Origin of the sequence: Variovorax sp. SPNA7, assembly GCF_033807855.1 — a bacterium.
Taxonomy (GTDB): Bacteria; Pseudomonadota; Gammaproteobacteria; order Burkholderiales; family Burkholderiaceae_C; genus Variovorax; species Variovorax beijingensis.
This window is the reverse complement of sequence record NZ_CP138513.1, coordinates 242,308-265,615: the sequence shown is the minus strand read 5'-3', so window position 1 is coordinate 265,615 and position 23,308 is coordinate 242,308. Positions and strand designations below refer to the sequence as shown.

Annotated in this window: 16 protein-coding genes; 3 read left to right on the top strand and 13 right to left on the bottom strand. The window is 69.7% G+C overall.

The features are described 5' to 3' along the window. Positions 1 to 23: 23 nt before the first annotated feature. Together RZE77_RS01205 and RZE77_RS01200 are read left to right on the top strand one after the other, a co-directional pair. Complete coding sequence (locus RZE77_RS01205) at positions 24 to 1,382, top strand: FecR family protein (RefSeq protein ID WP_319440333.1); 1,359 nt, start codon at positions 24 to 26, stop codon at positions 1,380 to 1,382. Positions 1,383 to 1,396: 14 nt separating this feature from the next. Next, the gene (locus RZE77_RS01200; RefSeq protein ID WP_319440332.1) at positions 1,397 to 3,784 is read left to right on the top strand and encodes a CHASE2 domain-containing protein; all 2,388 of its coding nucleotides are present in this window, start codon (positions 1,397 to 1,399) and stop codon (positions 3,782 to 3,784) included. 17 nt (positions 3,785 to 3,801) lie between these two features. Here RZE77_RS01200 and RZE77_RS01195 read toward each other — a convergent pair whose 3' ends face one another. The 9 genes from RZE77_RS01195 to RZE77_RS01155 form a co-directional block, all read right to left on the bottom strand. Further along, on the bottom strand, positions 3,802 to 4,236 hold the full coding sequence (locus tag RZE77_RS01195; RefSeq protein WP_319440331.1) for a carboxypeptidase regulatory-like domain-containing protein: 435 nt from the start codon (positions 4,234 to 4,236) through the stop codon (positions 3,802 to 3,804). 91 nt (positions 4,237 to 4,327) lie between these two features. Further along, a complete protein-coding gene (glcF, locus tag RZE77_RS01190) occupies positions 4,328 to 5,560 on the bottom strand; it encodes a glycolate oxidase subunit GlcF (protein WP_319440330.1) in 1,233 nt (410 codons plus the stop codon). 23 nt (positions 5,561 to 5,583) lie between these two features. Next, positions 5,584 to 6,693, bottom strand: coding sequence for a glycolate oxidase subunit GlcE (gene glcE / locus RZE77_RS01185; RefSeq protein WP_319440329.1), 1,110 nt, complete (start codon positions 6,691 to 6,693; stop codon positions 5,584 to 5,586). Between the two features lie 28 nt (positions 6,694 to 6,721). Next, positions 6,722 to 8,227 carry an FAD-linked oxidase C-terminal domain-containing protein gene (locus RZE77_RS01180; protein ID WP_319440328.1) on the bottom strand — a complete coding sequence of 502 codons (1,506 nt, stop codon included), beginning with the start codon at positions 8,225 to 8,227 and terminating at the stop codon, positions 6,722 to 6,724. Positions 8,228 to 8,355: 128 nt separating this feature from the next. Further along, positions 8,356 to 9,237: a LysR substrate-binding domain-containing protein gene (locus tag RZE77_RS01175; protein WP_319440327.1), complete on the bottom strand. Its 882-nt coding sequence runs from the start codon at positions 9,235 to 9,237 to the stop codon at positions 8,356 to 8,358. A 348-nt stretch (positions 9,238 to 9,585) separates the two neighbouring features. Continuing rightward, positions 9,586 to 10,521: an SMP-30/gluconolactonase/LRE family protein gene (locus RZE77_RS01170; RefSeq protein WP_319440326.1), complete on the bottom strand. Its 936-nt coding sequence runs from the start codon at positions 10,519 to 10,521 to the stop codon at positions 9,586 to 9,588. Positions 10,522 to 10,783: 262 nt separating this feature from the next. Further along, positions 10,784 to 12,304 (bottom strand): ammonium transporter, encoded by a 1,521-nt coding sequence (gene amt, locus RZE77_RS01165; protein ID WP_319440325.1) that lies wholly within the window; start codon positions 12,302 to 12,304, stop codon positions 10,784 to 10,786. A 22-nt stretch (positions 12,305 to 12,326) separates the two neighbouring features. Continuing rightward, the gene (gene glnK, locus RZE77_RS01160; protein WP_007833403.1) at positions 12,327 to 12,665 is read right to left on the bottom strand and encodes a P-II family nitrogen regulator; all 339 of its coding nucleotides are present in this window, start codon (positions 12,663 to 12,665) and stop codon (positions 12,327 to 12,329) included. A gap of 70 nt (positions 12,666 to 12,735) precedes the next feature. Continuing rightward, positions 12,736 to 13,560: a TorF family putative porin gene (locus RZE77_RS01155; RefSeq protein ID WP_319440324.1), complete on the bottom strand. Its 825-nt coding sequence runs from the start codon at positions 13,558 to 13,560 to the stop codon at positions 12,736 to 12,738. A gap of 217 nt (positions 13,561 to 13,777) precedes the next feature. Here RZE77_RS01155 and RZE77_RS01150 point away from each other — a divergent pair, with 217 nt between their 5' ends. Further along, on the top strand, positions 13,778 to 15,328 hold the full coding sequence (locus RZE77_RS01150; protein ID WP_319440323.1) for a YifB family Mg chelatase-like AAA ATPase: 1,551 nt from the start codon (positions 13,778 to 13,780) through the stop codon (positions 15,326 to 15,328). 30 nt (positions 15,329 to 15,358) lie between these two features. Here RZE77_RS01150 and RZE77_RS01145 read toward each other — a convergent pair whose 3' ends face one another. From RZE77_RS01145 to RZE77_RS01130, 4 genes are read right to left on the bottom strand one after another with little or no spacing between them, the layout of a single operon-like run. Continuing rightward, a complete protein-coding gene (locus RZE77_RS01145) occupies positions 15,359 to 17,524 on the bottom strand; it encodes a serine/threonine-protein kinase (protein WP_319440322.1) in 2,166 nt (721 codons plus the stop codon). Positions 17,525 to 17,555: 31 nt separating this feature from the next. Further along, positions 17,556 to 18,281 carry a type VI secretion system-associated protein TagF gene (gene tagF, locus RZE77_RS01140; protein WP_012745379.1) on the bottom strand — a complete coding sequence of 242 codons (726 nt, stop codon included), beginning with the start codon at positions 18,279 to 18,281 and terminating at the stop codon, positions 17,556 to 17,558. Position 18,282: 1 nt separating this feature from the next. Then, on the bottom strand, positions 18,283 to 21,918 hold the full coding sequence (gene tssM / locus RZE77_RS01135) for a type VI secretion system membrane subunit TssM (RefSeq protein WP_319440321.1): 3,636 nt from the start codon (positions 21,916 to 21,918) through the stop codon (positions 18,283 to 18,285). Continuing rightward, entirely contained in the window at positions 21,918 to 23,303 is a 1,386-nt protein-coding gene (locus RZE77_RS01130) for a DotU family type VI secretion system protein (protein WP_319440320.1), read from the bottom strand. Before RZE77_RS01130 ends, tssM begins: the two co-directional genes overlap by 1 nt. Between the last annotated feature and the right edge of the window lie 5 nt (positions 23,304 to 23,308).

Here is a 23,308-nt window from a genome sequence, read left to right as displayed (position 1 = left end):
TGGCCCACCAGAACGATCCCGACATGACGAAGAGCGGACCCGGAGCAAGAAGAGGTTTTCCATTGCTGCCGTGCAGGCAGCTGGCGGCATGCGCGTGGCTCGTTGCACTGGCGGCGTCTGCACAGGCGCAGCCGGCACCGCACATCGTGCAGCCTGGCGAAACCTTGTGGAGCATCTCGGGAGAGCGCCTGCAGGCGCCGCAGCGCTGGCCCGAGCTGCGGCAGCGCAACCGGGTGGGCGAACCCCGCCTGCTGCAGCCGGGCACCGTGCTGTACTTCTCGGACGGCCGCATCGTGCCCGAGGGCGCGGCCGTGGTGGTGGCGGTCGAAGGACCGGCCTCGCGCCGCCGCGGCGGCCATGGAGGCGAACAGGCGCTCGCCCCCGGCATGCCGATCCTGCCGGGCGACATCCTCGCCACCGGCGGCGAGGCCTTCGTCACCCTGGGCCTGCCGGGCGGCAGCCGCGTCGTGCTGCCCTCCCGCAGCGCGCTCGAGGTGCTGGCGATCGACGCCACCACCGTCAGGCTGCGGCTCATCGAAGGGCGCGTGGAATCGCAGGTGCAGAAGCGGCAGCCGAGCGAGCAGTTCGAAATCCGCGCGCGGTCGATGAGGCTGGGTGTGGCCGGCACTCATTTCCGCGTGCGCGACGAAGACGGCCTGCTGGCCAGCGAGGTCATCGAGGGCGAAGTGGTGGCCAGCAGGAGCGCCGCCGCGGGGCAGGACCCGCAGCGGCCCGCGGCCCCTGCCCTCGTGCTGCGCGCAGGCCAGGGCGCCGTGCTGCTGGAAGACGGCAGCGCCGCGGCGCACGCCCTGCTGCCGGCACCCCAGCTCGTGCCCGCCGCCGGGCCCCGAAGCGGCGGCCGGACGATGGAGCTCTTGCCGGTCGCGGGCGCGCAGGGCTATCGGCTGCAACTCGCGCGCGACGAGCGCTTTCTGCTGCCCGTGCACGAGCAGCGCGGCGCCGGCCCCGCATTCACCGTGCCGCCCGAACTCGAGGCCGGCTTCTACCAGCTGCGCCTCAGCGCGTTCGATGCCGCACGGCTCGAGGGATTGCCGGGCGACAGCACGGTCTACCTGCCGCAACCCAATACAGGGGGACAGGACGGCAACGCAGCAGCGGCCACACTGATGGCCGATGGCCGCGTCGAGATCCGCTGGCCCGGTGTTCCAGGGCGCCGCTACGCCTTCGAGCTTTCGCGCAGCGCCGACTTCTCGCTGCTGCTGCTCAGCGAGCCCGCCGTCTACGCCACGGGCATGACGGTGGGGCCCTTCGCGGTCGGCGGCCGCTACCACTGGCGCGTGCGCGAGCAGCAGCCGGGCAGCGCCGGATCCGCCAGCCCCGGGCAGAGCTTCAGCGGAAGCTTCGAGATCCCGGTGCGTTGAGCCGGGCCCAAGCGATGCGCACACGGCTGGTCATCGAGCGGCTGTTGATGGCGCTGCTGTTGCCCATGGCCATGCTGATGCTGACGCAGCGCCCCATCGTGCTGCAGCTCGACGCCGCGATCCATGACCGGATGCTGCGCCTCGCATCGCACGCCGCGGCGCCGGAGATCCTGATCATCGCGATCGACGAGCGCAGCCTGAGAGAACTTGGCCGGTGGCCCTGGCCGCGCGAAACCCACGCCCGGCTGCTGGAGCGGCTGGCGCCCCATGCGCCGCACGCGGTGCTGCTGGATCTTTTCCTGACCGAGCCCAGCATCAAACCACGGGAGGATGAACGGCTGGCGCAGGCCATGGGAAAACTACCGGTCTACCTGCCGTTGCTGCATGCCCCGCCCTTGACCTCGATGAGCGAGAGCTGGCCGGGCTTCCTGCCGCCGCTCGCAGCTTTCGCCGAGCGCGCCCGGGGCGTCGGCCATGCGGGCCTGACGCCGGACACCGACGGCGTGGCGCGCACGCTGTACCTGCGCGAGGGATATGCCGGGCATCTGCAGCCCTACGTGGGCGCGCTCATGGCGGACCGCGTGCCGTCGCAGGGGCCCGCGGCGGCACCGCCCGGTACCTGGCTGCGAGAGGACCCGCTGCGCCTGCTGTTCGCCGGCCCGCGCGGCAGCTACCGCACGGTGCCCTATGTGAGCGTGTTGCGCGGGGAGGTGCCCGGCGAGCTGCTGCGCGGCAAGCTGCTGCTCATCGGTGCCACCGCCTCGGGCCTCGGCGACCAGGCATTGGCACCCAATGCCGGCGTCCGCGGCGCGTTGCCCGGCATCGAGGTGCATGCCAATGCGATCGACAACCTGCTTCATGCGCGCAACATCCGTGTGCTGCCGTCGCTGGCCTATGCGGCGTGGACCGTGGTGCCGCTCTGGATTGCACTGTGGCTGCTGATCCGCATGGGGCGCCATGCCTTGCCGGTGGCCTTCGGACTGGCCACGGCCTGCCTGTTGCTCAGCCTCGCCGCCATGCTCGCGCGGCACTGGTGGCTGCCTCCCGCGGCGCCGATATTGGGTCTTGCCATCCTCTACCTGCTGTGGAGTTGGCGGCGGCTCGAATCGCAGTTCGCCTACTTCCGCGAGCGCGCCCAGGCGCTGGACATGCTTCCGGCCGGCGCCTTCGAAATGCCCCCGACCCTGGCGCCCGCGCCGGCCGACTCCGCGCAGCGGCCCAGGCAGGCCCTGGACCGGGCCATTGCCCGTGTCCAGCGCATGCAGAAGCTGATGGACGAAGCCATGCACACCATGCCCGTCGCGATGCTGATCTGCGACGAAGAGGGACGCATCGTCTCGAGCAATGCCGCGGCCTTTTGCCTGCTGGGCGCCGGTGCGCCGCCTTCGCGCGATGGCGAGGCCGCGGCACTCAGGGGTGTGTCGCTGCCCGAACTGATCGCACCGATGGCGGCCATCGCGCAAGCCGATGCCGTGGCCGGCGATACAACGACGGTGGCGGGGGACGCTCCCCACTGGACCGCGCGCCTGCGCGGCGAATACCAGACGCGCGAGGCACGCGTGTTCCGGCTGGAGGCCGCGCCCTTCGGCGCCGCGGCGCCCGACGAGCGGGGCTGGGTGGTCGCACTGCCCGAACTCACCGCCGAGCGCGAAGCCCAGCGCCAGCGCGACGAATGGCGGCGCTTCCTGTCGCACGACCTGCGCAGCCCGCAGGTCACCATCCTCAGCCTGTTGTCGATGCACGGCGCCGGCACGGACTCGGCATCGCCCTCGCCGGACCTGCTGCGCGCAATCCGCCGCGAAGCGGAACGCACGCTCACGCTGGCCGAGGATTTCATGGACTACACCGAGGCCGAGTCGAACGACTACCGCTTTGCGCCGACGCACCTGGGCACGGTGCTGCTCGATGCCCGCGACCAGGTGTGGCCCTATGCCCAGGCCAACGGCGTGCGCGTGGAGGCTCGGCTCGACGAAGCCGACGAAACGACGATCCCGGCCGACGGCTCGCTCTTGACGCGCGCCATCGTGAACCTGCTGAACAACGCCATCCGCCACAGCCGGCGAGACAGCTGCGTGACCCTGGGCATGGAGGCCATGCCCGATCCGCATCACCTCGCCGGTGGTGTCGTGCGGATCACCGTCCGCGACGAGGGCTCGGGCATGACGGCCTCGCAGCTGCAGGCGCTGCTCACCACGCCACGGGGCCGGCGACTTGCCATGGCCGACGAAGACAGGAGCATTGCCGCGCATGCCGCCGTGCCCGCCGCACGCGGCATGGGCCTTGGCTTTTCAGTGGTGCGCGCGGTCGTGCAGCATCATGGCGGGCGCATCGAGGCACAGAGCGCACCGGGTGCGGGCACCACCTTCCGGATCACCCTGCCGCTGCGGCGCGACGCGCGCTGAGCGCACCGGCCGCCCGCTCAGAAGCGGAAACTGGCCGTCTTGGAGCCCCCGCCCACCGTCACCGTCTGGCTCTTGGCAGTGCCGGCCATGGCAGCGTCGATGGTGTAGCGGCCCGCGGGCAGGTCGACCAGGCAGACCGGCCCGCTCGCGCGCAAGGCCAGCGAGGGCGCGCCGTCGGCGCCCTTGATGTCGACCTGCACGTCCGCCAGGTAGGCGCCGTCGGAGCGCGCGAAGAGCAGCGCCAGCGGATGGTCTTTCATGGCTGCGCGCATCGCGGTGGATTCGTCCGAGCCGATGCCGCCGCAGACATAGCGCACCGCGCCCTCGCCCTTCCATTGCGGCATGGCCGACTGGGCCTGTGCGCCCGCGGCGCCGGCCGCGCATGCCAGCGCCAGCAAGGCGCGCCGCAAGTGCTTCTGCGGAACGATGGAAGCTGCTTGAACAGAAGACATGAGGCTTGCTCCTTGGAAAATCGGTGGCGCCATGATGCGGCGCAAAGCGCGTCGGCGCGAGTCGGACCAGGGCGCTCTTCGGTGTGCGCGATCAGGCCGCTGCCAGCGCCGCGTCCAGCAGTTCCACCCAGTGCCGCACGGGCGTCTTCTGGCTGCCGCTTTGCAGGTGCGTGATGCAGCCGATGTTGGCCGAGGCGATGACGCTCGGCTGCAGCTGCTCCAGGTGCCCGAGCTTGCGGTCGCGCAGCGGGTAAGCCAGCTCGGGCTGCAGCACCGAGTAGGTGCCGGCCGAGCCGCAGCACAGGTGCGATTCGTTCAGCGCCACGCGCACGTCGAAGCCGAGTGCGCGCAGATGCGTTTCGACGCCGCCGCGCAGCTTCTGGCCGTGCTGCAGCGTGCAGGGCGGGTGGTACGCGACCACGCCCTGCGGCGCGCGCACGCGGGCCTTCAGGGCCGGCACCAGGTCAGGCAGCAGCTCGCTCAGGTCGCGCGTCAGCTCGCTGATGCGCGCAGCCTTGGCCGCATAGGCCGCGTCGTGCTGCAGGATGTGGCCGTACTCGCGCACCGTGACGCCGCAGCCCGAGGCGTTCATCACGATGGCTTCGACTTCGTTGCGCTCGACCATCGGCCACCAGGCGTCGATGTTGGCGCGCATCTGCGCCTTGCCGCCCTCCTGGTCGTTGAGATGGAACCTGACGGCGCCGCAGCAGCCGGCCTCGGGCGCAATCACGGCCTGGATGCCGGCCGCATCGAGCACGCGCGCGGTGGCGCTGTTGATGTTGGGCATCATCGAGGGCTGCACGCAGCCCGCGAGCATCAGCACCTTGCGCGCATGCGCGGCGGCGGGCCAGGCGCCGGCCTCCTGCCTGGCCGGCACCTTGGCCTTGAGCGCCTCGGGCAGCAGGCCGCGCACCGACTGGCCGAGCTTCATCGCCGGGCCGAACAGCGGCGACGGCAGCCCTTCCTTCAGCAGCCAGCGCGTGGCCGATTCCATCGCGGGGCGCGGCACCTTCTCGTCGACGATCTTGCGGCCGATGTCGACCAGGTGGCCGTACTGCACGCCGCTCGGGCAGGTGCTCTCGCAGTTGCGGCAGGTCAGGCACCGGTCCAGGTGCAGCTGCGTGCTGCGCGTGGGGGCCTTGCCTTCGAGCACCTGCTTGATCAGGTAGATGCGGCCGCGCGGGCCGTCGAGCTCGTCGCCGAGCAATTGGTAGGTGGGGCAGGTGGCGGTGCAGAAGCCGCAGTGCACGCACTTGCGCAGGATGGCTTCGGCTTCGCGGCCTTCGTAGGTATCGCGGAATTCGGGGGCGAGTTCGGTTTGCATCGCGGGTGTTCTTGGTTTTTTATCTATGCGTCGGCCAACAGCCGTGCGCGATCGAAGATGCGGTGCGGATCGAACTCGTGCATCAGCGCCTGGTGAATGCGGGCCACGGGCGCGTTCAGTGCGTCGAAGCGCGGCACCCCGCTGTCCGCGGCGTGGCCCGCGGGCATGCGGAACAGCGTGGCGTGCCCGCCGGCCGCACGCGCGGCTTCGCGGATGCGCGCGGCCTGCGCGGGCGGCGCCTGGTACCAGCGCTGCCCGCCATGCCATTCGACCAGCGGCGCTTCGCCATCGCCCCATGCAATCGCCGATGCGGTCTGCGGCACCGACAGGCGCCACAGCGCGTTCGCGCCCGTGTCGAACCACGGCAGCTGCTGGTCGCGCAGCGCCTGCCAGTGCGCCGCGGCCTGCGCGTTGTCCTTGCGCTCGCCGCCGAGATGCGCGCACGCGGCTTCCACCGCCGCGACCGCGCCGCGCAGGCGCAGCTGCAGGATGCCGGCGCCCCCATGTTCGAACCAGCAGCTCGCATTGAGCGGCAGCGGCCGGCCGCCCCACTCGTTGAGCAGGCGCAGCGCATCCGCCTGGCTGCAGTCGAAGGACAGCGTGGCCTCGGCGGGCGCGACCGGCAGCACCTTGAGGCTCACCTCGGCAATCACGCCCAGCGTGCCGAGCGATCCCGCGAGCACGCGCGACACGTCGTAGCCCGCCACGTTCTTCATGACCTGGCCGCCGAATGTGAGCACGTCGCCGCGGCCGTTGACCAGCGTGGCGCCCAGCACGTAGTCGCGCACCGCGCCCACGCTGGCGCGCGCCGGGCCGCTGAGCCCCGCGGCCACCATGCCGCCCACGGTGCCTGCGCCGGCCGCGCCGAAGTGCGGCGGCTCGAAAGGCAGGCATTGCCCCTTCTCGGCCAGCACGGCTTCGAGCTCGGCAAGCGGCGTGCCGCCGCGCACGGTGACCACCAGTTCGCTGGGTTCGTAGCTCGTGATGCCGGTGAGCGCCGTGGTGCTCAGGACCTCGCCATGCGGCGTCTCGCCGTGAAAGTCCTTGGTGCCGCCGCCGCGGATGCGAAGCGGCGTGGCATCGGCGGCCGCGGCGCGGATGCGTTCGGCGATCTGGCTGAGGGCGGGTTCCATGGTCTGTGTTGTTTTCTTGTCGTGGTTCTCAGAAGCGCGGCAGGTCGGGATGCGGCAGCCGGCCGCCGCGCACCACCTGCTTGCCGTATTCGGCGCAGCGCTGCAGCGTCGGGATCACCTTGCCGGGGTTCAGCAGGCCGGCCGGATCGAAGGCGCGCTTGACGCCGAACATCTGCTCGTTCTCGGCCGCGGTGAACTGCACGCACATGCTGTTGAGCTTTTCCACGCCCACGCCGTGCTCGCCCGACACGGTACCGCCCATGGCCACGCTGGTCTCGAGGATGTCGGCGCCGAAGAGCTCGCAGCGGTGCAGCTCGTCGGGGTCGTTGGCGTCGAACAGCACCAGCGGATGCAGGTTGCCGTCGCCTGCGTGGAACACGTTGCAGCAGCGCAGGTTGTACTTCTTCTCCATCTGCTGGATGGCCAGCAGGATGTCGGCCAGCCGCTTGCGCGGAATGGTCGAATCGAGGCACATGTAGTCGGGGCTGATGCGGCCCGATGCGGGGAACGCGTTCTTGCGGCCGCTCCAGAACTTCATGCGCTCTTCTTCGCTGCTGCTCACCGCAATGGCGGTGGCGCCGCAGGAGCGCAGCACGGCCGTCATGCGGCCAATTTCCTCTTCCACTTCCTCGGCGGTGCCGTCGGATTCGCACAGCAAGATCGCGGCCGCGTCGAGGTCGTAGCCCGCGTGCACGAAGTCCTCGACGGCGGCGGTCATGGGCTTGTCCATCATCTCGAGCCCCGCGGGAATGATGCCGGCCGCAATCACCGCGGCCACCGCGTCGCCCGCCTTGCGAACGTCGTCGAAGCTGGCCATGATGCAGCGTGCGACCTGCGGCTTGGGCACCAGCTTGACCGTGACCTCGGTGGTCACGGCCAGCATGCCTTCGCTGCCGATGACCAGCGCAAGCAGGTCCAGACCCGGCGCGTCGAGCGCCTCGCCGCCGAATTCAATGGGCTCGCCCTCGGCCGTGAAGCCGCGCACGCGCAGCACATTGTGCAAGGTGAGTCCGTATTTCAGGCAGTGCACGCCGCCCGAGTTCTCGGCCACGTTGCCGCCGATGGTGCAGGCGATCTGGCTCGACGGATCGGGCGCGTAGTAGAGGTTGAAGGGCGCGGCGGCTTCGCTGATGGCAAGGTTGCGCACGCCGCACTGCACCACGGCCGTTCGGCTCACCGGGTCGATCTTCAGGATGCGGTTGAACTTGGCGAGCGACAGCGTCACGCCCAGCGCATGCGGCATGGCGCCGCCCGAGAGCCCGGTGCCCGCGCCGCGCGCCACCACGGGCACGCCGAGCTGGTGGCAGGTCTTGAGCACGGCCGCCACCTGCGCCTCGGTCTCGGGCAGGGCCACCACCAGCGGGCGCTGGCGGTAGGCGGTGAGGCCGTCGCATTCGTAGGGCGTGGTGTCCTCGGCATGCCAGATCAGCGCGTGCGCCGGCAGGTGGGCCTGCAGGGCGCGCACGATCTGCGACTGGCGGTCGGTTTTCTGCAGCAGCGAATCGTTCTGGGCGGCGGTGAGCGGCGCGTTCATGGATGTCTCTCGTGGTGCCCTGCACTCTACGCAAAATGCGGCGCGGCCGGGTTGAAGCTTTTTTGCGTGGCGCTTGAGAGAACTTTGCCGATGGAACTTTGCCGGATGGGCGGCCGGCCGCCGGTTCTTCAGCGCAGGCTCTGCGCGAGCCAGTCTGCAAAAGCCGCGCATTCCCAGCGATCGAGCGTGCCGGGCTGCCAGCAGATGGTGTGGCGGTGTGGCGAAGGCACGGGCCGGTCGGACAGCGGCACCAGCCGGCCCGACTCGAACCAGGCGGCGCCCATCTTCTGGCGCACCAGCGCCACGCCGAAGCCGCTGGCCGCGGCGTCGTAGACCAGGCCCAGGTCGTTGAACTGCGAGCCGACATGCGGCTCGGGCTGGTCGAGGCCGCAGCTTGCGAACCAGGTGCCCCAGGGTTCGAGCGGGCTGCGGATCAGCCGGGCGCTGACAATCTCCGCCGCGGTGCAAAAGCCGTCGAACGGGCCGAATTCGTTGAGGTAGCTCGGGCTGCAGGCGGGCAGCACCTCTTCCTCGAGCAGCAGCCGGTGTTCGCAGTCGGCATAGGCGCCGCTGCCGTAGCGCACTTCGAGGTCGGCCTGTTCGGCGGTAACGTCGAGCAGCGGGATGGACACCTGCAGCACCAGTTCGATGTCGGGATAGATGTTGCGGAACAGTTCGAGCCGCGGCATCAGGAACACGCGGCTGAAGGTGGGCGTGACGGCAATGCGCAGGCGCGTGGCGCGCGTCGCCGCGTTGCCAAGCGGCGTGGCCTGCAGCGCAGCAAGGCCGGTGCGCACGTTGGCAAGGTAGGCCGCGCCGTCGGCCGTCAGGCTGAAGTCGCCGCGGCCGAAGAGCTTGAAGCCCACGTGCGCCTCGAGCTGGCGGATGCGGTGGCTCACCGCGCTGGCGGTGACGCACAGCTCGTCGGCCGCGCGGCCCGCATGCCGCAGCCGCGCCACGGCCTCGAAGGTCAGCAGGCACTGGATGGGCGGGATGTGCTGCAGGGCCATTGTCCTTACCCTCTTCCGGGGTGCTCTTGGTTTTGGCGCTGTTGTTCAGGGCGCGTGCACAGGCCACCGGGTACTCCCCTCCGCGAATGTCCCCCGCCTTCGGCTCCTCCTTTATTTCGCTGCGGGGAGCACCCGATGCCCTGTGCACCTGGGCACGCTCTGGGTGTACCGCTGATCAACGACTGCTCTGAATCACGCTCCCGCCGATGGGGTGCCTTGCGCAGCGAAATAAAGGAGGAGGCCGCAGGCCGGGGGACATTCGCGGAGCAAGGTACCCCGTCGGCGGGAGCGCGCCCTGAACAAAGCGCGTCACGCACAAGGCATCGAGTCAAAGAACCAGAATTCACCCTAGTCCTCGAAGAAGCTGACAGGCAACCCCGGCGTATCGACCCGCGTCGAGATCACCGTGCCCGAGGCCGGCAGCCGCTCGATCTCGGCGGCGGGGCGGCCCTTGCGGGCGGTGGTGACGAAGAGCGTCTTCAGGTCGTCGCCGCCGAAGCAGGGCATGGTGGGGCACTGGGCCGGAACGGGAACGGCGGCCACGATCTCGCCCGAAGGCGCGAGGCGCAGCAGCTGGGCACCTTCGAACATCGCGACCCAGTAGTGACCCTGCGCATCGACCGTGGCGCCGTCGGGACGGCCTTCGTAGCGCGGCATCGGCGAATCGGGGGGCCAGCCTTCGGGCTTGGCGTCGAACTGGTGGAACACGCGGGGCTGGGAGAGCGTGTTGGCCGCCGCATCCCAGTTCCAGGCGCGCACCTGGTGCGCGGGGGTATCGGCCCAGTACAGGGTGCGCGCATCGGGCGAGAACGCGAGCCCGTTGGCCGTGGTCACCTGGTTGGCCATCTGCGCGAGGGCCGGCGCCACGCCGGTGCCGGGGCGCGCATCGAGGCAGTAGAGCGCGGCATTGGCGCGGTCTTTCGCCTCGTTGATCGAACCGCTCCAGAAGCGGCCGAGCGCATCGCACTTGCCGTCGTTGAAGCGCATGGTGCGCACGTCGTGTTCCACGCGCGCGATGGCGACGAGTTCACCGCCCCACTCCCGCGCGCGGTAGATGCCGTCGCGCAGCGCGATCACGAGGCCGCCGCTGCGCGCCGGTGCCATGCAGCCGGGCTCGGTCGACAGGGCCCAGCGCTCCACCTTGGCGGAGGCCGTGCCGATCTCGCCGCGCGTGCGCAGCACCGCGCGGCCCGGAATGTCGAGCCAGTACAGGGCGCGTTCCCGCGGATGCCAGAACGGCGATTCGCCGAGCTCGCAGAGGCTGTTGTCGATGGAGGTCCACATGCCTGGAATTGTGCATGCGCGGACATCGCCGCTCCAGAGGAAAAACGCAGGCAAAAAAAAGCCCGCTGACGCCGAAGCGCTCGCGGGCTGAACATCCAAAGGAGACCTCGCTGAAAAATTCGTTCCGTGTAGTTCTTATAACCAGCCTGTACACCGCATGCCTTCTTCCAGAAACACCGAGGAACCGGCTTTGCCGGGCCTCTGGTGTTGCCCCCAGCAGGGGGGTTGGCGAAGCGACACGAAGTGCGCGAAGACTGGGGGGTTACCGGTTGTATGCGGTCTCGCCGTGCGAGGAGATGTCGAGGCCTTCGCGCTCTTCTTCTTCCGACACACGCAGGCCGATGGTGAGGTCGGCGATCTTGAAGGCAATGAACGCCACCACGCCCGACCACACGATGGTCAGCAACACGCCCTTGAGCTGGATCCAGACCTGCGCGCCGATGCCGTTGGACACGATGCCGGCCGTGACCCAGTCGCCCACGAGGCCGGGGCCGCCGAGTGCCTGGGTGTTGAACACGCCGGTCAGCAGCGCGCCGACGATACCGCCGACACCGTGCACGCCGAACACGTCGAGCGAGTCGTCCGCGCCGAGCAGCTTCTTGAGGCCGTTGACGCCCCAGAGGCAGGCGAAGCCGGCGACGAAGCCGATCACGAGGGCGCCCATCAGGCCGACGTTGCCGGCAGCGGGGGTGATGGCCACGAGACCTGCCACGGCACCCGAAGCGGCGCCCAGCATCGAGGCCTTGCCGCGCATCAGCGCTTCACCGATGCACCATGCGAGCACGGCCGCGGCGGTGGCCGAGAAGGTGTTCATGAAGGCGAGCACGGCGCTGGTGCCGGCTTCGAGGGCCGAACCCGCGTTGAAGCCGAACCAGCCGACCCACAGCAGCGAAGCGCCGACCATGGTGAGCGTGAGCGAGTGCGGCGTGAAGGCTTCCTTGCCGTAACCGACACGCTTGCCGATCACGTAGGCGCCGACCAGGCCCGCCACAGCGGCGTTGATGTGCACCACGGTGCCGCCCGCGAAGTCGAGCGCGCCCCACTGCCAAATCAGGCCGGCCTTGGCGTTGGTGGCATCCACCACGTTGGCGGCGGTGTAGGCGTCGGGGCCCATCCAGAACCACACCATGTGGGCCAGCGGCGCATAGCTGAAGGTGAACCAGATCACCATGAACAGCAGCACGGCCGAGAACTTGGCGCGCTCCGCGAAGGCACCCACGATCAGGCAGCAGGTGATGCCGGCGAAGGTGGCCTGGAAGGCGGCGAACAGCAGTTCGGGGATATAGACGCCCTTGCTGAAGGTGGCAGCGGGCGCGAACACGCCGGTGGCCGGATCGAAGATCCCCTTCATGAAGAGCCGGTCGAATCCGCCGAAGAAGGCGTTCCCCTCGGTGAACGCGATGCTGTAGCCATAGATGAGCCACAGCACCACGATCATCGAGAAGGTGACCATCACCTGCATCAGCACCGACAGCATGTTCTTGCTGCGCACCAGGCCGCCGTAGAACAGCGCCAGGCCGGGGATGGTCATCATGATGACGAGCAGCGTGGACAGCATCATCCAGCTGGTGTCGCCCTTGTTGAAGGAAGGAGCGGCGGGCGCTGCTTCGGCAGCAGCTGCAGGAGCGGCGGCAGCCGGGGCGGCCGCGGGTGCCGGAGCGGCGGCTGCGGGCGCGGACGCCGCAGGCGCCTCGGGCGTGGCAGCAGGCGCCTGGGCGAAGCTCGCCGTGCCTGCAGCGAGCAGGCTCAGGCCGAGCGCGAGAGAAACAAGCAGTTTTTTCATGGTTGTTGTTTTCCGGGCTGGATCAGAGGGCTTCGCGACCGGTTTCGCCGGTGCGGATGCGAACGACCTGCTCGAGGTTGTAGACAAAAATCTTTCCGTCGCCGATCTTGCCGGTGCGCGCCGCACCCTCCACGGCTTCGATCACGCGGTCGACGAGGTCGTCGGACACCGCTGCCTCGATCTTGACCTTGGGCAGGAAGTCGACCACGTACTCCGCGCCGCGGTACAGCTCGGTGTGGCCCTTCTGGCGGCCGAAGCCCTTGACCTCCGTGACCGTGATGCCCTGCACGCCGATGGCCGAGAGGGCTTCGCGCACCTCGTCGAGCTTGAACGGTTTGATGATGGCTGTGACCAGCTTCATGATGACTTTCTCCTTCTTGGATGGAATGGGTGGTGCGGCAGCTTGGGCCGCACCTTGTTCTTGTGTCTGCTTACAGCGTCTTGCTGAGCGTAACGATGAAGCGCGCCTTGTTGGGCGAGTAGTACTGCTCGCCGATGGGGCCGAAGCCAAAGTCCACGCCCGGGTTGCTCAGCGCGAGGTAGGAGCTCTTCTTGTTGGCGCCCTGCACCGAGCCGGCCAGTGCCAGGCCGTTGCCGAAGTCGTACGACACGCCCACGTTGTAGTCCACGTAGCTCTTGTAGCCCAGGCTGCGGATGTCGCTGGACATGTGGGTGTAGCCCACGGCCGCCTTCAGCGTGAGCTTGGGCACGATCTCCTTGCTGTAGGCCAGGTTCAGGTAGCCGGTGTTGCGCCCCTTCAGGCCCGAGCCCGACTTGTAGCCGGCGTAACCGAAGTAGTCCTTGGAGACCGTGTGCGAGTACTTCAGCGTGAACGAGCCGATGGCCTCGCTGGCCCAGGTGCCGGCGCCGTACAGCTCGGTGGTGTTGCCGATGGAGTTGCCCGGGTAGATGTAGGTGAGCGCGCCCACGTCCAGGTCGAAGGGGCCGGCCTTGAACTTGTAGCCGCCGTACAGGTCGCTCTCGATGCTGTTGCCCTGCAGCCAGTTGACGCTGGAGTTCCAGTTGCCCACGTAGAAGCCGCTCTCGCCGAAGGCGTAGTCGAAGCCGCCCTGGATGGCGGGCTTGAAGCCCTTGGTCTTGGCGTAGTCGTTGTTCCCGATCATGTCCTGGTCCTGGCCGCGGAACTTGTAGTTGCTCGTCAGTGCCACATTCCCGGTGAGCTGTGCGCTCGCAAGCATCGGCAGGGCGGCAAGGGCGACCACGGCCATTGCCTGGGCGAATTTACGGTGCATCATCGAGACTCCTCGGAGTTGGTTGGATTGTTGGGGGACACCGTCTCATAGCAGGGAGCGTGCCAAAGTGCACGTTTTGCCCTGCGGCATGGCGGCCGCTCCCGCACCCGCAACCCAGGCGAAATAGTTACAAGCGTGTTCAGTTGCGGTACCCCATGGGGCACCGCGGTGCATGAGCCCGACCAAAAACGGGCGCACCACAATGGGGAGAGGGAGAGAAATGAGCCTGTCTTTGGTGCAAAGCCGTGCTTTGCTTGGGCTGGAAGCGGCCAGTGTCACGGTCGAGGTGCATCTGGCGAACGGCCTTCCGAGCTTCACGCTCGTCGGGCTGGCGGAAACAGAAGTCAAGGAGGCGCGCGAAAGAGTGCGCTCGGCCATCCAGAACGCCGGCCTGGAGTTTCCGAACAACAAGAAGATCGTCGTCAACCTGGCGCCGGCCGACCTGCCCAAGGACTCCGGCCGCTTCGACCTGCCGATCGCGCTCGGCATCCTCGCGGCCAGCGGGCAGATCCAGCCCGCGCTCCTGGCGGGGCATGAATTTGCCGGCGAACTCTCCCTTTCAGGCGAACTGCGGCCCGTGCGCGGCGCGCTGGCGATGGCGCTGGCCCTGCACACGCGCGGCATCGCGACACGGCTGGTGCTGCCCGCCGCAAGCGCGCAGGAAGCGGCGCTGGTGCCCGGCAGCGAGGTGTACGGCGCCAGGCACCTGCTGGACGTGGTGCAGCGCTTCATGCCCGAGGGCGCGGCGCTGCCGCAGGGCGAGGAACAGCAGCAGCAGCCCGCCGCGGACGGCTGGGCCCGGGTGCATGCCGCAGCCGCGGCGCCCGCGCCGCTCTATGCCGACCTGGCCGACGTCAAGGGCCATGCGGGCGCCAAACGCGCCCTCGAGATCGCCGCCGCGGGCGGGCACAGCCTGCTGATGGTGGGCGAGCCCGGCTCGGGCAAGTCGATGCTGGCACAGCGCTTTGCCGGCCTGCTGCCGCCCATGAGCGTCGACGAGGCGCTGGAGAGCGCGGCCGTGGCCAGCCTGGCCGGCAGTTTTTCGGCCGCGCGCTGGATGAACCGGCCGACCTCGGCGCCCCACCACACATCGAGCGCCGTGGCCCTGGTGGGCGGCGGCTCGCCCCCGCGGCCCGGCGAGATCTCGCAGGCGCATCACGGCGTGCTCTTTTTGGACGAGTTCCCGGAGTTCGCGCGCTCCGCCCTCGAGGCGCTGCGCGAGCCGCTGGAGACGGGCACCATCACCATCGCGCGCGCCGCCCGGCGCGCCGAGTTTCCGGCGCGCTTCCAGCTGGTCGCGGCCATGAACCCCTGCCCTTGCGGCTACCTGGGCTCGACGCTGAAGGCCTGCCGCTGCACGCCGGACCAGATCTCGCGCTACCAGGCCAAGCTCAGCGGCCCGCTGCTGGACCGCATCGACCTGCACATCGAGGTGCCCGCGGTATCGGCGCAGCAGCTCATCGATGCGCCGCCCGGCGAATCGACGGCCAGCATCCGCACCCGCGTGGTGGCCGCGCGCGAGTTCGCCGTGCAGCGCCAGGGCAGCCCCAACCAGGCGCTGCAGGCCGGCGCCATCGACAAGCATGCCGCGCTCGACGACGCGGCGCGCAAGTTCGTCTACAACGCCGCCGCCAAGCTCGGCTGGTCGGCGCGCAGCACGCACCGCGCGCTCAAGGTGGCGCGCACCGTGGCCGACCTGGCGGGCGCCGAATCGGTGGGGGTGGTGCATGTGGCGGAGGCGGTGCAGTACCGCAGGGCGCTGCGGAACTGACCACCCCGGCGCCAGGGTTCGGAGTAGCGCCTACTTGAACTCGTGGCTCACCACAGGCGCCGACTTGCTGTCCTGCACCGTCACGCGCTGGCGGTAGACATCGAGGTCGCCGTTGCGCACTTCGATGTTGTAGATGCCCGGACGCAGCGACAGCGATTTGAGCGGCGGGCTCACGCCGCGCTCGGCGCCGTCGACGAAGACCTGGCCCCAGGGACGGATGTTGAGCACCACGCGTCCCATGCCGGGCGGAGCGGCCGGCGGCGCGGGCGGCGGTGCAGTGCCGCCGGCAATCACGGTGGGTACCGGATTCGTTGGCGCCGCACCCGGTGCCGCGGGCATGGCCTGCGCGAGCCGGTTCAGCTCGGCGATGGCGTTGCGGGCATCGCGCGCATGCGGGCCGCGCCGATAGCGGCGCAGGTAGGCCTCGTAGCCTTCGCGCGTGTTCTCGGCCTGGGCCAGGTTCCAGTCCTCGGCTTCGGCGGTGGCTAGGGCGGCCTCCGGCGGCGGCACGGGCGTCGGCGTCGCGCCCGGCGGCGTGGCTGCGGGGTCGGGTGTGGCCGGTGCAGGCGCCGGCGCCGCGCCGACCGGCACGTTGGTCAGCGGCGTCAACGGGCCGGCCGGTGCGCTGGCGGCCGCCGCGGGAGGCGGCGTGCCGGGCGCTGCCGCCACGTTCTCGCCCGCGGGCGCCGATGATGATGAGCCGCCGGGGGCGCTTTCACCCGGCGGCATGGCGGCGGGCGGCGGCGCGGTGGCGGACATCGGCCCTGAAGGCGGGGGCACCGGCACCATGGCGGTCGATGTTTCCTGCCGGCCCGAAGTCAGGTGAATGCCGATCCAGGTGCCCACGCCCACCAGCGCCACCAGCAGCACGCCAACCAGGCCCCAGCGCGGCATCGACGATTTCCTGGCTGCGGACGGCGACGGCTGCTTGCCGGCGGCCACCGATGGCGTGCGTGCCGGCGCTGCTGCAGCCTCGCGCGGCGCGGCGGGCTTGGGCGCAGGTGCCGGGGCCGGCGCGGCCTTGGGCCCCGGTTGAGGTTTGGGCTTGGCGGGTTCCGGCTCGACGATTTCAGTTCGCGCAGCACTGGCCGATGCGGCGGCTTGCGATGCAGTTGCTGCCGCGGCCGCCGGCGTCGATGCCTGGGGCGCCGGAGCAGCTGGCGCTTGCTGCGGCACCGGCGCCACGACCGGCGCGGCCTTTGAAGCAGGCGGCGCAACAACGGCCGTCGGCGCCGCCAGCCCGCTCACGTAGGTGTCGCCCAGCTTGGCAAGCCCCAGTTCGGCCGCGAATGCGGCCACGGTCTGCGTGCGGTCCTTGCTATGCACGGCCAGCGTGTGGTCGACGGCCGCGCAGAAGGCCGGGCTCAGGTCGCTGCGGCCCAGCGACGACAGCGGCACGTAGGCGTCCTGCACGCTGCGCACCACGGCCGATGGCGGCGGGTGGCCGGTGACGGCGCGGTACAGCACGGCGCCCAGCGCGTAGAGGTCTGTCCACGCGCCTTGCAGCAGCGTGTTGTCGTCGGCGTACTGCTCGATCGGCGAATAGCCCGACTTCACCATCACCGCCACTTCGTCCACCAGGTCGGCGATCGACTTGCGCGCCGCGCCAAAGTCCAGCAGCACCGGCAGGTCGTCCTGCTGGATGAAGATGTTGTCGGGCGCGATGTCGCGGTGGAAGCACTGGCTGCGATGCAAGGTTTCGAGCGCGCCGAGCAGCGGGCCGAGCATGCTCAGCAGCCAGGCCTCGGAGATCTTCTTCGGCTCTTCCTCGGCCAGGCGGCGCAGCGTGCGGCCGCGGTAGAGCTGGATCGCCATGTAGGCGGTGCTGTTGGCCTCCCAGAAGCGGTGCACCCGTACCAGCGCCGGATGGCTGAACTGCGCGAGCGTGCGCGCCTCGTTGATGAAGCTGCGCAGGCCCGCCTGGAAGGTGGCCGTGAGACGGTCGGAACGCACGTGCACGCTGTCGTCGCCCACGCGGCGCGCGAGCATCGAGGGCATGTATTCCTTGATGGCCACCTCGCGCTGCAGCGAGTGGTCGTAGGCCCGGTAGACGATGCCGAAGCCGCCTTCGCCAATGACCTCGAGCAGCTCGAATTCGTCCAGCCGGTGGCCCGCGTCCAGCGGATGGGGGCGCTCCTGCGGATCGGCCTGCATGCTGGTGCTGCTGCTGTTGTTATTGCTGGCGTTGGTCGTCATGCATCTCCTCCCGCGGCGGGGGTCTGGTCGTTCATGCCCATGGCACATGCCCCTGTGAAAACAACTTCGAAAACAACGGCGTGTTGAGGCCACCGCCGTGGGCGGCGGTGCGCAACGGCGAGCCGTCCGCCTGGTTGGTCCACCAGTAGCTGGTGCTTCCAAAGGCATCGAAGCACAGCGGCAGCTCGGGCCAGCCGAGGCGCTGCTGCGCGCCTGTGGCGCCGGCGCCGCCAGCCGCGGGCCCGAGGATCGAAAGGATGTCGTCCGAGCCGCCGCTCGCGGTCTGGAAGCCGCCGTGGGCCGCGGCCAGCACCTGGCGGTCGAACTGGTCGGGCGCCACGCTGTGGCGGATCGCCTGCAGCAGCGCGGTGCCGCATTGCCAGTACCAGGCGGCGGAGCCCTCGAGCATGGAGGGCCGGTAGCTCGATGCGGCCACCTGCAGCGTCACGCACACGGGGTAGTAGCGCCCCACGCGGTCGCAGCTGGGCGCCAGGCAGCCGAACTGCACCGCGTCCACGCCCTGCGTGGCCGGAATCGCAAAGTTCCAGACCGGCGCCACCACGTAGTGCCGCGTCATGGCGTCGGGCCAGCGCTTGAAGGTGCCCAGGCCGTTCTGCATCCAGCGGTCCCACCAGGCCTGGAGCTCGCGCGGCACGCGGCGATAGAGAAAGTCGCCGGCCGCTGGCAGCTTGCCGTACCAGCCGATCTGCTCGTCGTCGGGCACCCACACCCGCGGCGAAGGAATGCCGCTGTTCATCTCAGGACTTCCCCGGGCATGAAAAGCCGTTCATCTGGTTCAGGCGCAGCGGGTTGTAGACGCTGTTCGCCGTCACCGCCAGCACCACCTTCCTGCCCTGCAGGTCGAAGGTCGCGTTGAACGATTCGGGTGCGCTGCCCGACGAGATCGAAGCCTTGTCGAACAGCCGGTGCAGCGCCCATGGCCCTTCGGTGACGATGCCGCCGGCCGGCGTGCCGCTGGCGGTCGTCACCTGCAGCCGCACCTGGTTGCTGTTGCGCGGGCCGGGCCACTTGACGGTGCTGGGCGCCTGCGGCCCGTGCGCGTAGCGCACCGTCTGGCCGTCGATGTCGAGCGTGAACTGGCTGATGGCGGCGTCCATGTCCTCGGGCCGGATGTCGATGGTGAACGAGGGCGTGCGCCCGCCCGCCATGCCCGAGAAGAACACGTCGCGGATCGCCTGCGCCTTCTGGAACGAATCGAGGTACGCCGAGCGCCCCGGCGAGCTGCCGTCCACGCCCTTCTTGAAGGCCCACGGGTTGACGGAGGTGTCGACCTGCGAGGCCAGGTTCTTCTGGAAGAAGTCGTCCATCATGCCGCCCGGCGCGAACAGCTGCGCGAAGTCGCCCGCGGCCACGTCGCGGTTCGAGCCGCGCGAGAACGGATAGCGCCCCGCAATGGCCTGGCTGCAGAACTGGCCGATGGTGGCGGCCGCGTTCTGCCCGATGTTCTGCCGCGTCACCGCCGCCGCCTTGGACGACGCGGTGGCCGAGAGATCGTTCAGCATGCCCTGGAACGGCACCGGCAGGCGGCCCGCCTCGGCCTGCACCTTGGTGACCGCATCGCTCGAGGGCGGGATGTTGCCGCTGCGCAATGCCGTGTCGGTGGCGGTGAGGAAGGTGTAGAGCTCGTTGATGAGCGCGGCGGTCGCGTCGATCGGCGCCTGGCCGCCGGCCTTGGGCGCGGTGACCATGCGGCGAAGCGGCGCGAAGTGGTTGTCCACCAGCGATTCGGGGCGGTCCGGCACGGTGTTGCGGCGCTGGCTGCCGTCGGGCTGCCCGATGAGCTGCTCGATGCGCTCGCGCGTGCTGGCCACGCGGTTCTGCGCCTGGTCGAGCAGGCTGCGCGTGGCCTCGTCGTGGTTGCGCAGCAGGTCGGTCTCGCGTGCCGCGCCGCGGATGAGGCGCGACATCGGCGACTCGCTGGTCGAGAGCACGCGCGTCATCTGGATGCTCTGCAGCAGCGAGCGGCTGTCGGCCAGCCGGACGTCGGCCAGGTAGTCGTCCCAGATGCGGATGTAGTCGGTGAGATAGAGCCGGCGCACCTCGCGCAGCAGCAGCTCGCGCGAGGTGATGTCGGCCATGCCCGGCGCGCGGATCTGCAGCACCCAGCGGTCTTCCTGTTCGAGCGCGAGCGTGGTCTCGGCCATGCGCTTGTCGAAGATGTCCCAGTAGCCGCGGTAGGTGAACAGCGTCGGGATGCCGTCGGTGAGCGGCTTGCCGCTCGCGCGCTTGATCACCAGCGCCGACTCGGCCCCCGCCGCCTCCGCAATGCTGAAGGCGTTGGGCGGGCTGGTCTGCAGCAGGATGCGCCGCAGCCGCGCATAGGAGCGCTGCGCCAGCGGCACGCCGGCCAGGCGGTTGCGCGTTTCGGTGACGAGCCGGTCGTCCTTGGCGAAGGGCGAGGTCACGACGCGCTCGGCGAACAGCGCCTGCAGGTGCGACTCGAGGTTGGTGCGCTGCTCGCGCGTGAGGCCGGCGCCGATCTTGCGGTCCACGTCGGTGAGCAGCCAGGCCTGGAGAAAGTCGGCGTCGTAGCGTTCGGCGTCGTACAGCATGAGGTAGGCCTTGAGCGCCTCGTAGCTGTATTCGGCATCGGTCCTGGAGGCCTCGCGCAGCGCCTGCTCCACGCGCTGCGCGGCCTGCGGGAGCAGCACGCTTTCGAGCGCCCGCTGGTAGACGCCGTCGGTCGCGGCCTGCAGCTTCTCGCCCTGGTAGAGGCCGAAGCGGTAGCCCACGGGCGGATCGCCGATGTCGAACTGGCTCGACTTGGGCAGGTCGCGCAGGCGGTCGAGCACCGGCAGCGAGCTGGCGATGTCGCTGTTGGAATCGACCACCGTCGGCAGCTCGCCGCGCGCCGCGGCCTTGTTGAAGGCCTTGGCGTTGTTGTCGACCTCGGCCACGTAGTCGCGGTTGTTGCGCCAGCTGTTCACGCAGGCGCCCAGCACCACCACCAGCAGCACGCCGATGAGGCCGTAGCCCGCGAGGTCGATGGCGCGCTTGCGCCGGTACCAGCGCAGGTTGGTGCCGGCCACGCCCGCGTCGCGGAAGATCACCTGCTGCAGCAGCTCCTTCAGGAAGTAGCTCTTGCCCGGGCCCGGCGGCGGCGCGGGCGGCGCGTTGACCTGCAGGTAGCGCTTGATCGCGCCCATCACGCGGTCGAAGGCCGTGCCCTCCTGCGTGCCGCTGGTGAAGTACACGCCGCGCAGCATGGGTGCCACTTCGAACTTCGAAGGGTTGAACACGTCGGCCAGGAAGGTGCCGAGGATGTCCTCGAAGCTCGCGAACTGCTGCGGCAGCAGGTAGGCCTGCGCGCGGCGCAGCTGGTCGGGCTCGGCCGCCAGCAGCTCCGGCAGGCGCTCGTCCAGGCGCTGGTGCAGCAGCTTGTATTCCTGGTGGAAGCGCTCGCGCAGGTCGGCCTTGGCCGGGTCCGCGGGGTTGGCGTCGATCGGGAAGGTGAAGCCCCAGACCTGCGAGCGCTCGGCCCGGCCCAGCGAGCCGAAATACTCGTTGAAGCCGGCCAGCAGGTCGGTCTTGGTGACCAGCACGTACACCGGAAAATTGATGCCCAGGCCGTTGCGCAGTTCGAGCAGCCGCTTGCGCAGCGCCATGGCGTGGCGCGCGCGCTGCGCATCGTCGGCCAGCGGCAGGTCGGCAATGCTGATGGTGAGGATGGCGCCGTTGATCGGCTGGCGCGGCCTGAACTTCTTGAGCAGGTCGAGGAAGCCCTTCCACTCGCCCTCGTCGGTTTCGCGGTTGCTTTCGTGCGTGGTGTAGCGCCCGGCGGTGTCGATCAGCACCGCCTCGTTGGTGAACCACCAGTCGCAGTTGCGCGTGCCGCCGATGCCGCGCACCGCGGCCTTGCCGAGCTGGTCGGCCAGCGGAAAGTCGAGGTCGGAGTTGACCAGCGCGGTGGTCTTGCCCGAGCCCGGCGCGCCGATGAAGATGTACCACGGCAGCTGGTACAGGTACTGGCGGTCGAACACCGCGAAGCGCCCCGCGGGCTTGCCATCGGCGCCCGCGCCGAAGCGCATGTTCTTCAGGATGGATGTGGCGTCGGTGAAGCCGCTTTGCAGCTCCTTGATCTCGGGCGCATCCTCGGGCTTGGCGGCCTTCTCCTTGGGCGAGGGCGTGCGCAGCTGGTTGAGCAGCTGCGCATTGAGGCGCCGCTCGCGCCACTTGCGGTAGAGCACGCGCGCGATCCAGATCGCGAACATCAGCGCGATCACCACGATGCGCACGAACTCGCTTTCGAACGGCCGGTAGCGGCCCACCGCGATGACGGGGCCGATGATCCAGATCAGGAACGCAACGGCCAGCAAGCCGAGAAAGACCCACAGGTCGCGGCTCACGAGAAAACGGAAAATCGCGCGCAGCATCAGCGGGTTCCTCCCTGCGGCGCGGCGGCTGCAGCAGCACCTGCGGCCACGGGCGCCACCAGCAGCGTCACTTCGACCCGCCGATTGCGCGCACGGTTGGCCGGCGAATCGTTGGGCACCAGCGGATCGGCATCGCCGCGGCCTTCGGCGCGCAGGCGCTCGGGCCGCGTGACGCGCGCGGCGACCATCTTCTTGACCGCATCGGCACGCGCCTGCGAGAGCTGCCAGTTGGACGGAAATCGCACGCTGCGGATCGGCTGGTCGTCGCTGAAGCCGCTGATGAGCACGTTGCCCTCCACCGAGTTGAGCGCATCGGCCACGCGCGCGAGCACGGGCGCATAGCGGTCGAGCACGCGGTCGGAGCCCGACGCGAACAGGCCGTCGCCGCGCAGCACCACCACGCTGCGGTCGGCCTCGTCGCGCACCGTCAGCAGGCCGTCGCGGATCTCGGGTTCGAGAAAGCGCTGCAGCCGCGGCTGCGGTGCCGGCGCAACGGCCACGGCCCGCTGCGTCTGCGGCAGGCGCACCGCATTGACCGCAGCAAATGCCCCGTCGGAACGGCCGGCCAGGCTGAAGGTGAGCACGCCGAACACCAGCACCAGCAGCACCGCCGCCACCGCGCCCACGGCCCACAGCGGCACCCAGTTGCGCGTGCGGCGCACCGGCGCGCTCGCGTCCTGCCAGTGCGGCGACAGCGGCACGGCAATCTCGCCGCGCGCCTGGCGAATGATCTGCAGCAGCCGCTGCTTGAGCGTTTCGAGCTGCGTGCGGCCGTTGTCGATGACGCGGAAGCGCCCTTCGAAGCCCATCGCCAGGCAGAAGTAGATGAGCTCGATCAGCTGCAGGTGCTGCTGCGGGTTCTGCACCAGCCGCGACAGCAGCTGGAAGAATTTCTCGCCGCCCCAGGTCTCGTTGTGGAACATCACGAGCAGGCTCTGCGACGACCAGATGCTGCCACCCCATGGCGTGAGCGCGGCCGCTTCGTCGACCGCGGTGCACAGGCAGTAGCGCGCGCCGATGATCACCTCGGGCGCAATGCCGCTTTGCTGCGCACGCGTCTCGAAGCGCCTGACCTCGTCGACCAGGTGCTCGCGCAATTGCGCCGGCGCATCGTGGTGGCCGGTGGCGCGGATCTGCGGGATCAGGTCGAGCAGCGGGTTGGCCGCCGCGACGAGCGGGTTGTTGCCGGCCAGTGCCGTGTCGCCCGCATGCGGACGGCGCGCGTCATGCCATGCGGTGAATGACTGGGGCTGTTGCTGCCCCGCGCCGCGCGATGCGGGTGGCATGCCTTGCGCATCGCCATTGCCGCCGTTGTTGGCGCCGCCGCCCGGGTTGGGTGGCACGAAGCCTCCCGGACCGACCGCCATGTCGTTGACACCGTTCATAGGGT